Raw genomic sequence first — 12,566 nt, forward strand, 5'->3', positions numbered from 1 at the left:
CACTACATAGAAGGTAATCCAGCTTCCAATTCTTTGGCGCGGCGTTGCGCTTCAAACTGTTTTTGCAGACGTAGAGGTACACGTTGGCTTTCGGATTTTAGCTGGCCACAAGCTGCCAAGATATCTTCACCCCGTGTTTTACGCACCGGACAGCTATAGCCTGCATTCCAGATCACATCAGCGAATTTTTTGATCTGCTCCGGCGTGGATTGTTCATATTCAGAACCGGGCCACGGGTTGAATGGGATCAAGTTTACTTTGGATGGAATGCCTTTGAGAAGTTTAAGCAACTGACGTGCGTCATCTTCGCTATCATTCACATCTTTCAACATCACATATTCCCATGTGACACGGGAAGAGTTGCTAAGCCCCGGATAATTGCGCACGGCTTCCAAAAGCTTTTCGATATTCCATTTACGGTTAATCGGCACAATTTTGTTACGCAATTCATCATTTGTGGCATGTAGGGAAATCGCCAAAAGTGCGCCTGTTTCATCACCGATACGGGCAATATCGGGCACCACACCAGAGGTGGAAACAGTAATACGACGTTTGGACAGCGCAATCCCTTCCCCATCCATACAAATCTTTAACGCTTTGATCACGTTATCAGTATTATAGAGAGGCTCGCCCATGCCCATAAATACGATATTGGTCAAACGACGATCAATGCTAGATGCTGGCCATTCTTCCAAAGCATCACGGGCCAACATCACCTGCCCCACAATGTCACCCGGTGTCAGGTTACGAACCAGTTTCTGAGTACCTGTATGACAGAAAGTACAAGTTAATGTACAACCAACTTGAGAGGACACACAAAGGGTACCGCGATCATCTTCAGGAATATAAACGGTTTCTGCTTCATTGCCGTCATCATATTTCAACAACCATTTCTGGGTGCCGTCTTTTGATTTTTGATGCACAGAAATCGTTGGGCGTTCAATTTTAAAATGCTCTGCCATTTTAGCGCGCAAAGGCTTCGCCATATTGGTCATCTCATTAAAATCGGTCACCCCACGGTTATAAACCCATTGGAAAAGTTGCTTGGCGCGGAATTTGGCCTCACCCATTTCAAGGACAGCCTCCAGCATATCCTCTTTATCCATACCAATCAGGTTTTTACGCTTGTCTACTTCTGCCTGTTGCCCTTCTTTATGAGCAGGCGCAACCTTTGGACAGGAAGTTTTAGGCGCTTCTTCAACGTTTAAAATTTCAGCTTCAGACATTTTCAATAATTCCAGTTCGGTGCTGTTCGTCCAGCCCGAAACATTTAAGTCGATCCATCATATATCAATTTTTGAGAACCAAGAGGCGGCGCATCTGATTCGCGCATTACAATAAGGCATTTACCAACATCTTCTCAGTTGGCGCGTATGTAACATTATTAGCATAAAAAAGAAAGCGTTATTACTTAAAGTTTAGAGTATTGATAATGAAAGTTTCTGAAAAACTGTTCTAAATCATTTCCCAAAACTTTCTAGGGTTGGTATTATATCTATATAAACAAGGAGATACCTTCATGACCGAAGAAACAGTTGATTATACCGCAGAAGCCAACCTTCTGATCGAAGAAATGAATAAGCAACCAGATGACGTGCATGAAATTCAAATCCGCTTGCGTCAAAAGATTTCAATGATGCGCGCAGAAGGATTACCAATCCCGGAAAACTTCATCAAACTTGAAGCTGAACTGGACAAAGCTTTAACGGTTGAAGATTAAATTTTGAAAATAGAATGAAGCCTTAAGAAATTAAGGCTTCTTTACGTTACACGCATTGTTAACGGCGTTATTCGCTTTACTAAACCCACTTAAAGAATAGGTATCTTTGGTCTTTGTACCGCGTTGCGACACACCAGAAACAACCATTGTATTCCCACCGCGCATGGCTTTAACAATCGCCTTATCATCTTTCTTAAACGCATAAGCTACGGACCCATGGGTGAAGAATTCGAAATTCTTACCGCCAATTTTTACCTTCACACGGGAATCTTTTTTCAAAGGATACCCCATACCGAGGCTTACTTCATGATAACGACTGTCATTTGGACGATGGGTAATAAAGGCAAAAATTTCACCTCGGGCACGGCCGCCTTCTTCATGTTTGGTTGGACGAGACCACATATTACATACTTTGCCACCACCTTCGGTATAAGAATGTGCTTGCCATTTTTTAAATACACCAAGGTCTTTATCTCCCGCAGCCAAAGACGGCGAAGCTACTAAAAGACCTGTTCCAAGAAGCAATGTAGTTGCTTTTAATACGCGTGACATCATGCGTTGAAGTCTCCATCCAAATATTTCATAGATAAACGCCCCCAAATTCAATTCGAATCAAACGGAGGCGATTAAATTAAAATCTACAAGCAAACTATGGCGATTCTATGGTCGAAGGAAAGTAGAAACCTATTCGCCTTTATCATCATATGTATATTCGCGGGAACGAATGATCTGACCGCCATGCACATGCTCAGGCAAAGCCTCTGTCGGACCCCCCGGACGAATAGGACGATCAGCCCAACGACCAAGACTAATTTGACGATCATAAAGCATAATCGCCCCTGCAATCCCTACATTCACACAGAATTTAGTTGGAATTTTAACCAAGTGATCGCATTTTTCCTGAATTTCTGGGGACAGAGAACCACGTTCTGGGCCAAGGATATAAGCCGCTTGCAATGGATGGCGGAAACTTGGCATCCAAACGGCCTCATCACATAATTCTACGCCAACCAATTTGCAGCCTTTTGGCAGTTGAATATCATCGGCATTTCCATATTCATAAAGCGGCATATGCTTTGCGGCTTCGGATGTGTCAGATTGATAAACCTCACGCACATTCACCGCCGGCGCGACCGCAAACACAAAGCTACCGCCAAAGGCATGGGCAGAACGATAAAGACTGCCAACATTTCTTGGTTTGGAAATACCTTCAACACCTAAACCGAAATAACCACGCATGAGGATAAGGCCTCCTTCAGACCTGAATTCTATATCAATATAAAAGGAAATGATTTCTTGCAGAGGGTTCTTGCATATTTTGCCCTAAAAAGGCAAGTTCTAGCCAATGAATAAAAAGCTTTCAAAGCAGTAAAATAACAAAAACCACTAAATTCTCGCGGTGATGGAGCCTAAAGACATGAGCAATGATAACTTGCCTGATGAAAAACGTGCCAATTTGAAACTGGATTTTTCCGGCTGCAATCCGGTTTTGGTCGAAGTCACACGTGGTGGTATTGTTGAAAGTCGTCATCGCGGCAGCATCGCTGTTGTTGATGTTCAAGGCAATGTTCAAGCCGCATGGGGGGATATTACCCAACCCGTTTATGGACGTTCTTCTGTCAAAGCGTTCCAAGCATTACCGATGTTGGAAACAGGCGCGGCTGACGAATTTGGCTTTAGTGATGATGAAATTTCCTTATCTGTGGCTTCTCATGGCGGGGAAGAAGTTCATACCAAAACTGCAGCAAGTATGCTTACGAAAATGGGGTTAGGCGAAGATGACTTGGAATGTGGTGCGCATTGGCCCATGCTTGATGAAGCTGCACGCGAACTTGCCGCAAAAGGGTTAGTGCCAAATCAACTGCATAACAACTGTTCCGGTAAACATGCCGGTATGCTGGCTTTGGCAAAAAAAATTGGCGTTGATACTAAGGGGTATGTGGAACAGACGCATGCTGTGCAACAACGCATCAAAGGCACAATGGAATTTATGTGCGGCATTTCTTTAAACGGCGCAGCGGTGGATCGAGATGGCTGTTCTGCACCTACTTGGGCGGTTCCCCTTGAAAATACAGCTTATGGATTTGCCCGTTTTGCGGTTCCTGACGATTTACCACCTGCCAAAGCGGAAGCGTGTAAACGCATCGCCTCTTCTGTGTTCAAACATCCATTTAATGTGGCAGGCACAGGCCGTTACTGTACCGGCATGATGGAGATACTAAAGGATAAAGTATTTCTAAAAACAGGTGCAGAAGGTTTCTTTAGTGCAGCCCTTCCAGAATACGGTCTTGGCATCGCCTTAAAATGCGATGATGGTTCCACCCGTGGCGCCGAAGCCATGCTCACTGCAACATTACGTCAAATTGGCGTTCTAGACGGGGATGCACTTGAAAAAGCAGCGCAATATATATCTGTTCCTTTGACAAACCGTCGCGAATTCCAGATCGGCGAAATTCGCCCGGCTGGTGAAAACTTCACCTTCTAAGGATTTTTATCTTTTATGCGCGCATTACAAATCACAGAACATGGTGGCATTGATCAGTTAAGGATGGTTGATCTGCCCTCCCGTCCACTGGCGTCTGGTGAAGTGCGCATCAAGGTGAAAGCTGCTGCCCTGAATTTTGCTGATTTATTAGTACTAAAGGGCACCTATCAATCAATTCCTCCCTTACCTTTTATTCCGGGTATGGAAGCTGCGGGTAAAGTGATAGAAGTATCAGACGATGCAGATGGCGTTTACGTTGGCGATGATGTGGCCGCCTTTATCAATGCTGGCGGATATGCCGAAGAACTGGTCACGCATTGCTCAAATATCTGGCAATCCCCAAAAGGTGCAAGCGCATCTGAGGCTGCCGCTTACCCAGTCGCCTATGGGACCTCAGAACTTGCACTTTTTGATCGAGCTAAATTGCAAGAAGGTGAAACCTTGATGGTTCACGGTGCTGCAGGTGGCGTTGGACTAGCAGCTGTACAACTTGGTAAAGCAATGGGAGCAACTGTTATTGCCACGGCGGGCGGTTCGGAAAAATGCGCCTTAGCTAAAGAAAATGGCGCAGATCATGTGATTGATTATAAAAATGAAAGTATTAAGAAACGCGTGCAAAAATTAGTGGGTAAAGTCGACGTCGTTTATGATCCCGTTGGCGGCGATACCTTTAATCAGTCTCTCAGAGTGATAAATTCATTAGGTCGAATTCTACTTGTTGGATTTGCGTCAGGAGATGTACCACGTATTCCTGCCAATCACCTATTGGTCAAAAACATTGACATTCAGGGATATTATTGGGGAGATTACATTAAATATGCGCCCAAGAAAGTTACAAAATCCTTTGAACGCCTAAACAAATTATATCAAGCGAACAAAATCAAACCTCATGTTTCTAAGACTTTCCCCCTTGAAAAAACGGCTGAAGCACTAGAGTTTCTAAAAAGCCGTCAGGCAACCGGCAAAGTCATCATCACAATGGATTAAACTTCCCATGGCGAAGAAAAAACAAACGCTATCCGGTAAAGGCACAAAAAGAGCGACCAAAGCGATCAAAACTCAATATGAAGACTTGCCTTATCCTGAGCGCCGCCCAGAAGATGAGCGCAAACGACTGATCACCGGATCTCCCGGACATCTCGTTGAGTTACGCCATACATTATTTAACGGTAAACTGCCCCAAGACGAAAATGGTAATTTCCGTGTCCTGATTGCAGGTGGTGGCACTGGTGATGCGCTTGTAATGCTTGCCCAACAATTAACTGATGAGAATATTGAAGCTGATATTCATTATATTGATCTTTCTAAAGCATCACGTGCCATCGCTGAAAAACGGGTTAAAGCGCGAAAACTTAAAAACATCACCTTCCATACAGGCTCTCTTCTAGATGCCGCTGACCTTGGTGATTTTCATTACATTGATTGTTGTGGCGTATTACATCACCTGCCCCACCCCCAAGACGGATTTAAAGCATTAGCAAAAGCGTTAAAGCCAAATGGCGGCTTTGGCTTGATGGTCTATGGTACTCATGGGCGGACAGGTGTGTATCAAATGCAAGAAGCATTAAGAATGGTTGCATCGGATGGATCTTCACACGATCGCGTGGAACATACCAAAGAGATATTGGGAAAACTACCTGTCACCAACTGGCTTAATCAAAATGAGGGTATCAATGATCATGAAGTTTCAGATACTGGTATTTTTGACTTGTTGCTTCATTCACAAGATCGTTCCTATACGGTGCCAGAACTTAACCAAGAACTAACAAATGCAGGATTAAAACTAGTTACCTATATTGACCCTGCGCCATACAATCCAGACTTCTATCCTTTGCCTGATCAAACAAGAGATGTTTTAAAAGATAAATCATTAGAAGAGCGTGCGCAATTTTGTGAACTTCTATCCGGCAATATGCACAAACACACTTTATATTGCGTTCCGAACTTACGAGAAAATACAATCACGGCAAAACCTAGTAATATGAACTTGGTGCCTGTATTTCGTGATATTCAAACAGAACAGCAATTTCGATCCATGCCACAAGGCGCCCAACTGGATTTCACACTAAACAGACTAAAATTCCAACCTACCCTACCACCACATGCCGCCCTTATTTTACGGGCAATTGATGGGAAAAGCAGTTTGGAAGACATCCGACGACGCTTACCTGGGCAACCTGACGTCTTTGCCTTCCAAAATATCTTTAGCTATGTGTTTAACGTAATGAATAGTTTCGGAAAACTGTTCCTGAAGCAACGATGATCAAGATGCCTTGAGGCGCAACCATTTTTTAATTTGGCCAGGCTTGCTAATCACCAACATATTACCAACTAAGATAAAGACGACCCCTGCGAGAGCTTCCAATGTCCAGACATAGCCTTCGTAAAAGGTAGAGATACCCAAAGCTACGATAGGGAATAATACCGCCACATAAGCAGCCCGATCGGCGCCAATATTTTTCACCAAAGTCAAATAACATCCGAATGCGATAACAGATGCAACTGCTGCTAAGTAGAAAAGCGACCATAAATAATCAAAACTAGTATCAATTTTAAATTCGATCCCTGCCAATAGAACAATGACAAATGATCCGATCGCACCGTAGGTCATCCCCCATTTGTTATAAGTATTCACGGAAATTCCCGCATTATTGTTGCGCATCGCCAACATATTGCCAAAGGATGCAAATAAGGTCGCTAATAGACATAGAGCAAGACCAAACATGGAATCATCTTCGAAAGATAAGACTTGTACTTCCGGTAAGAATACCAAACCAATACCAAACAGCCCCAAAATACTGGCAATCAAAACACGACCATCTACTTTTTTCTTAAAGAAGATCGCTTGATTGACGATATTCAAGATCGAAATTGTGCAGAAAACAACAGCAACCAATCCACTAGGCAAATATCCGGTCGCCACATAGAAAGTTGAATAGTTAAAACTAAACAACATCAAACCTTGGGCAGCCATAAACAAATGGTCTTTAACGCTAAGGTGTTTTTCTTCTTTCTTACGTGAAAACAAATGTACAAAAGCAAAAAGAATTACACCGGCCAATGCAAAACGATAAGCCACAGAAACAACTGGATGCACCTCCCCCAATTGGAAGGTAATTACAAACCAACTTGATCCCCAGATTAAAATTGTCAGTAAATAAAATGCTGCATTTTGCATTGCCAATCCCGTTCGTATTTATATTTAATTAGAAATCTGTGAAATATTATTACTGTTATATATCACCCCCAACTTTCTGTCCGCCCGTTTCTTGGCATAACATTGTTGATTTAGATGAAACAGTTGAAACAAAAAGAAAAAGCGCGGTGCCGACAAGTCGATCCACCGCGCTTGAATTTTCCGAACCTGCCGAGAATTTAATGCTACCAACCGCATAAAATTCAAGTGGGAGATGGCAGGTTCCAGAGTAGGTTCATTCAGGGGAAAATGAACCTCAGGGGTCACTTATGAAAAGTGTAAACCTTAGGACATCCAGAAAGGTTTGTTACCTTCACGTAATGCATCTGCGCGTGTCATGCCCATGTCATCCAACAAACGTGCATCCAAGGAAGCAAGATGCTTACGCTCTTCAACGCGTGCTTGCCATGTGCGTGCTGCAGTAACTACAGATGCAACCGCAGAACCAAAACCAGACATGATGTCAGCCATTGTATCTACCAATAGACCAGATGTGCCGCCCAATGTATCAACGAATTGTGTGTTTGTAGCCATTTTAACTTCTCCATCAAAACCCAAATCCGATTTCATCGGCAAATAATTTGGGTTATATAATTACATTTTTAAAAGTTCGACCGACTTGGATATTCTCGACAAGCCCGTCTGTTGTCTCTGATGAGCTGTATTTAGGCCTTTTCAATTTTTTCCACAAGAGATAATTTTTTTTGTATCGCATTAGTTTTTTTTATGCGACAGTAACAAAGTAGTTACACAAATCAGGTGCCCCATGCCAAAACGTCTTCCTCCGTTAAATACCTTAAAAGCTTTCGAAGCATCCGCACGACATCTTTCCTTTACCAAGGCAGCAGAGGAACTTTTTGTAACACAAGCAGCGGTTTCACACCAAATCAAAACGTTGGAGCAATCCCTTGGTGTACCTTTATTTAAACGTATGAACCGCGCCTTAATGCTAACCGAAGAAGGTCAGATTTTCTTACCTGCCGTTCGAGAAGCTTTAAAGACTATTCGTGACGCAGTGGAAAAGCTCCATGAACAAGATAGCACGGGTACATTAACAGTTTCTTGTATGCCATCCTTTGCCGCCACATGGATGGTGCCACGTCTCGGAAGATTTCATGCGAAACATCCTGATATTGATTTGCGTATTTCCGCCAATTTTGAACTCACCGACTTCGAACGCGAAGATGTTGATGTTGCTGTTCGTTGGGGGAATGGTCGTGAATATCCGGGTCTGACTTCTGTACATTTTATGACTGAAGATATTTTCCCAGTTTGCAGCCCCAAGCTTTTGGAAGAAGGTGAACATCCCCTTCGTCAACCAAGCGATCTCTATTTCCATACATTACTGCATGATGAGATGCAGACTGACTGGCGTATGTGGTTAAAAGCAGCAGGTGTCGCAGATTATGTGGATGCCAGTCATGGGATGAGTTTCAACTATTCCGATTTGGTATTACAAGCTGCCATTGATGGTCAAGGCGTTGCTCTGGGTCGAAGCTTCCTTGCAAAAGACGCCCTGAAACGTGGCCTTCTTGTAAAACCATTTGAACTTACCTTACCCGGTGACTTTGCTTATTACTTTGTATGCCCTGAAAACAACTTCCAACGGGCAAAGGTACAAGCATTCCATGATTGGTTAATGGAAGAAGCTTCTGACGATAGTTAATGAAAACCTGGACGAAAAATCTATGCAGTCAGATAACCGCGCAATTCATCCATATGGGTAAATACTTTATGAGCACCAGCATCGCGTAATAAATCCGCTTGGCGTTCGCTAACATGCCCTGCTCCTGTAAAACCAAATACATCCATACCAGCAGCTTTTGCCGCCTGAATACCTGTGACGCTATCTTCTATGACCAGCGACTTTTCTGGTGCATAACCCATTTTGGACGCAGCAAGTAAATGAAGATCAGGTGCAGGCTTCGGATTCTCAACAAAACTAGAACTAAAAATATGTTCGACTTCAAACAATTCAAGAATACCTGTGATATCCAACGAAGATAGAAGTCTTTTATAGCCACTATTGGAACAGACACATTTAGGGAAAGGAAGGGTTTTCAATAATGACTTCACACCATCGATCGGCTCAAGCTCTGTTTCCATTCGTGCTTTCGCAATTGATGAAACTTGCATTTGCGCATCTTCTGGCAAAGTCACATTAAAACGAACCTGAATATCCTGCATCAAGTTGAAATCAGTTTTGCCTGCATATTGCTCGCCAAGTTCATGGGCTGTAATATCAATCCGATGGGATTTAAAGAAATCACTATAGATACCAGCGACCAGCGCCTCACTATCAACCAAGACACCATCACAATCAAAAATCACTAAATCATACATCACGCTGATTTACCTTTACCAAAAATCATTTCTTTTGCCGCAAGAACAGCACCGCCGACAATTCCTAAACATGCAATCGCAATCGCCCAGCTTGCCTCAGATCGTCCCGCAAGGATCAATAAGACGGCGCTAATCAAAGGCGTTGCATAACTAGACGCCCCCAGAAGTTTGATATTTCCTTTTTTTACCCCAATATCCCAAGTGAAAAACGCGATACCAACGGGCCCTAATCCCAAACCTGTAATCGCCAACCATTGTATCGTATCTGTCGGTAAATTCGTCTCTTCAAACAATCCATGAAAAACGAAACCAAGAATAGCCGTAACCAAACAAAACCAACCAACCGTATCTGTCGCCACATGGGAAAACTTCCGACTAATCACCGAATAGCTTGACCAAGTTAATGCGCAGGCAATAGCCGCCATATACCCAACTGTATATTCAGCCTTAAAGCTGACCTGCCCGCCATCACTGATCAAAATCCAACAGCCAGCCAACCCACAAAGCGCCCCTGCAACATGGAACCATCGCAATCTTTCTTCGCCTGGCACCAAGGCGGAAAACACAACGATCAACAATGGCCAAAGATAAGCAATTAAACTTGCATCCATTGCTGGGGCATTACGTAACGCGACAAAATACAACGCGTGATAACCAAACAATCCGGCGACACCTAAAAGCCATACAGCCTTTTGTTTCGGCAAATATTTAACTGGATTTTCACGAAATACTAACCATTTGGCACACATCAATCCAAAGGCCAGTGTGAAGGTCATCCCAACGAGCAAAAAAGGCGGGACCGCGCCAGTCCACACAGTAAATAATGCCAACGCCCCCCACAGCAGAATTGCCGTCCCACCAATCAATGTTGCTTGAAACTCAGACATAAAATACCCCTTTTAAAATACCACTTCTTACTTAAGGAGCTTTCTTATATCTAACAAGGAGAAAAGTTATTGAGACGATTTTTCAATGGCCATACGTATAACACGGGCTGTTTCAGCCCATATTTGATAATCAGATAGATCATCAAGTGGCACCCAGCGCGCATCCTTGGCGTCTGAACCCGCCTTCAATTCACCAGAAAATTCAGTTACATAAAAATCAATTAAACTATAGTGAAAATGAGGAAGCTGTATCATATCAGCTACATCAAGAAGCTTTAGTTTTTCTTCCTGAATGATAAGCCCTGTTTCTTCTTTAACTTCACGGGTCGCAGCTTGTTTCATTGTTTCCCCAAATTCCTGCTTACCGCCGGGGATAGACCATGTACCTTGCTTGGGTGGGGTGTCGCGTTGGATCAATAGAACATTATTTTCCCAAAGCAGCACCACCCCAATACCAATAGATGGTTTAGATATTTTTTCTATTTTCACCAACTAGCTCTCAAGGGCCCTAATACATATGTTGACCGCCATTGATGGATAATGTGGACCCCGTTACAAAACCAGCGTCATCAGCCACCAAGAACCGAACACCACGGGCAATCTCATGTGCGCTACCTAAACGACCAACCGGAATTTTAGCAACAATCTTTTCCAATACAACAGGTGGAACTGACCGCACCATATCTGTATCAATATACCCCGGTGCAATTGCATTTACTGTCACGCCTTTTGCAGCACCTTCCTGCGCCAAAGCTTTGGTAAATCCATGAATACCTGATTTCGCTGCCGCATAGTTAACCTGACCATATTGACCAGCTTGACCATTGATTGATCCGATATTCACGATGCGGCCAAAACCACGTTCGCGCATACCATCGATTACATTACGACACATATTGAAACAGGACCCCAGATTGGTATCCAATACTTGTTGCCAGTTATCTGGCGTCATTTTATGAATTGTACCATCACGGGTTATTCCCGCGTTATTAACTAAAATTTCTACTGGCCCTAAATCAGCCTCGATTGCCGCAATCCCTTCTTTACAGGCTTCAAAGTCGGATACATCAAATTTATATGCAGAGATACCTGTTCTATCTGTAAATTCGGCGGCCGCTTGGGCATTTCCGCCATAATTTGCAGCCACAGTATAACCTGCTTCTTTTAATCCGACACAAATGGCTTCACCGATTCCTCGTGTACCACCTGTAACAACGGCAACTCGTCCCATATCTTAAACTCCTTACGTAAGGTTAGATCTTTTGACTTATAATTTTCTTGTTCACAGAGCCATATCACCTCTGCGGGACAACAATATTATTTTTTCATGTCAAAATGATTTCAACACGTTGGAGGAAAAACTCAAAATAAAAAATGCAACTATTTGTAATAATTGAGATAGCGCAGCATTTTCTTATATAGAACTAATTACAAATTTTGGGATAACGCTTTGAGTTCGCTTACAAGTGATGTCAAATCATCACGTTCAAAAGAGAAATCTTCAACTTCTTCTGTGTCATCAGTATGCTTTAATTTCTCAATCAAATCATCGACAACATTTTTAAGCTGGGTGGCAACAATGCCGCATTCGACTGCGGTCAGTTCTGTTACAACTTCTTGATCCATCATAAGTTCGGCAAAAGCTTCCGGGTCATTACGTCCCAAATCAACAAGCTTCGCATCCAGATCAACCCAAACATCTTCCCAGCTGTTATAGAGATCTTTTACTTCACCTGCGGCACCCGCCTCAACGGTCTCTTCCAGTCGCACCATCAAACGCACAAACTGCCATACAACAAAACGAATTTCGGTAGTTTTTTCAGACATGAGTGCCTCCAATAGATTGGGATCAGTTATCAAGTGCTGCTTGTTATACTTATTTTTGATTGCAAGTAAATGACCTTACTTATTTGTTTTTCTTTTAAAGATCGATTT

15 protein-coding genes are annotated in these 12,566 nt (G+C 43.1%); 5 read left to right on the top strand and 10 right to left on the bottom strand.

Annotated features, from left to right (window positions below):
• Positions 1-2: 2 nt before the first annotated feature.
• Positions 3-1,226, bottom strand: coding sequence for a 23S rRNA (adenine(2503)-C(2))-methyltransferase RlmN (gene rlmN, locus E1160_RS15515; protein WP_155156844.1), 1,224 nt, complete (start codon positions 1,224-1,226; stop codon positions 3-5).
• Between the two features lie 293 nt (positions 1,227-1,519).
• Between rlmN and E1160_RS15520 the strand changes: the two genes are divergently transcribed.
• On the top strand, positions 1,520-1,720 hold the full coding sequence (locus E1160_RS15520; RefSeq protein ID WP_155156846.1) for a hypothetical protein: 201 nt from the start codon (positions 1,520-1,522) through the stop codon (positions 1,718-1,720).
• A gap of 30 nt (positions 1,721-1,750) precedes the next feature.
• Here E1160_RS15520 and E1160_RS15525 read toward each other — a convergent pair whose 3' ends face one another.
• Positions 1,751-2,275 (bottom strand): invasion associated locus B family protein, encoded by a 525-nt coding sequence (locus E1160_RS15525; protein ID WP_155156848.1) that lies wholly within the window; start codon positions 2,273-2,275, stop codon positions 1,751-1,753.
• Between the two features lie 129 nt (positions 2,276-2,404).
• A complete protein-coding gene (locus E1160_RS15530) occupies positions 2,405-2,959 on the bottom strand; it encodes an RNA methyltransferase (protein ID WP_155156850.1) in 555 nt (184 codons plus the stop codon).
• Between the two features lie 178 nt (positions 2,960-3,137).
• On the opposite strand from E1160_RS15530, the gene E1160_RS15535 reads away from it, so the two are divergent.
• The 3 genes from E1160_RS15535 to E1160_RS15545 are packed head-to-tail and all read left to right on the top strand — an operon-like array spanning position 3,138 to position 6,468.
• A complete protein-coding gene (locus E1160_RS15535; protein ID WP_155156852.1) occupies positions 3,138-4,205 on the top strand; it encodes an asparaginase in 1,068 nt (355 codons plus the stop codon).
• A 15-nt stretch (positions 4,206-4,220) separates the two neighbouring features.
• Complete coding sequence (locus E1160_RS15540; protein ID WP_155156854.1) at positions 4,221-5,192, top strand: NADPH:quinone oxidoreductase family protein; 972 nt, start codon at positions 4,221-4,223, stop codon at positions 5,190-5,192.
• Positions 5,193-5,199: 7 nt separating this feature from the next.
• Positions 5,200-6,468: a class I SAM-dependent methyltransferase gene (locus tag E1160_RS15545; protein WP_155156856.1), complete on the top strand. Its 1,269-nt coding sequence runs from the start codon at positions 5,200-5,202 to the stop codon at positions 6,466-6,468.
• Here the strand turns inward: E1160_RS15545 and E1160_RS15550 are convergent, their stop codons facing one another.
• The gene (locus E1160_RS15550) at positions 6,469-7,383 is read right to left on the bottom strand and encodes a DMT family transporter (protein WP_155156858.1); all 915 of its coding nucleotides are present in this window, start codon (positions 7,381-7,383) and stop codon (positions 6,469-6,471) included.
• A 303-nt stretch (positions 7,384-7,686) separates the two neighbouring features.
• Positions 7,687-7,935: a DUF1127 domain-containing protein gene (locus tag E1160_RS15555; RefSeq protein ID WP_218048948.1), complete on the bottom strand. Its 249-nt coding sequence runs from the start codon at positions 7,933-7,935 to the stop codon at positions 7,687-7,689.
• 232 nt (positions 7,936-8,167) lie between these two features.
• Between E1160_RS15555 and E1160_RS15560 the strand changes: the two genes are divergently transcribed.
• Entirely contained in the window at positions 8,168-9,067 is a 900-nt protein-coding gene (locus E1160_RS15560; protein WP_155156860.1) for a transcriptional regulator GcvA, read from the top strand.
• Positions 9,068-9,087: 20 nt separating this feature from the next.
• Here the strand turns inward: E1160_RS15560 and E1160_RS15565 are convergent, their stop codons facing one another.
• The 5 genes from E1160_RS15565 to E1160_RS15585 form a co-directional block, all read right to left on the bottom strand.
• Positions 9,088-9,744 carry an HAD family hydrolase gene (locus E1160_RS15565; RefSeq protein ID WP_235914181.1) on the bottom strand — a complete coding sequence of 219 codons (657 nt, stop codon included), beginning with the start codon at positions 9,742-9,744 and terminating at the stop codon, positions 9,088-9,090.
• Positions 9,744-10,631: an aromatic amino acid exporter YddG gene (gene yddG / locus E1160_RS15570; protein ID WP_155156864.1), complete on the bottom strand. Its 888-nt coding sequence runs from the start codon at positions 10,629-10,631 to the stop codon at positions 9,744-9,746. Before yddG ends, E1160_RS15565 begins: the two co-directional genes overlap by 1 nt.
• Positions 10,632-10,697: 66 nt before the next feature.
• A complete protein-coding gene (locus E1160_RS15575; RefSeq protein ID WP_218048949.1) occupies positions 10,698-11,120 on the bottom strand; it encodes an NUDIX hydrolase in 423 nt (140 codons plus the stop codon).
• Positions 11,121-11,139: 19 nt separating this feature from the next.
• Positions 11,140-11,862, bottom strand: coding sequence for an acetoacetyl-CoA reductase (gene phbB / locus E1160_RS15580; RefSeq protein WP_155156868.1), 723 nt, complete (start codon positions 11,860-11,862; stop codon positions 11,140-11,142).
• A 197-nt stretch (positions 11,863-12,059) separates the two neighbouring features.
• Positions 12,060-12,458, bottom strand: a complete 399-nt coding sequence (locus E1160_RS15585) for a hypothetical protein (protein WP_155156870.1) — start codon at positions 12,456-12,458, stop codon at positions 12,060-12,062.
• Positions 12,459-12,566 lie beyond the last annotated feature (108 nt).

Origin of the sequence: Curvivirga aplysinae (assembly GCF_009711445.1) — a bacterium.
GTDB classification, from domain to species: domain Bacteria; phylum Pseudomonadota; class Alphaproteobacteria; order UBA8366; family Aestuariispiraceae; genus Curvivirga; species Curvivirga aplysinae.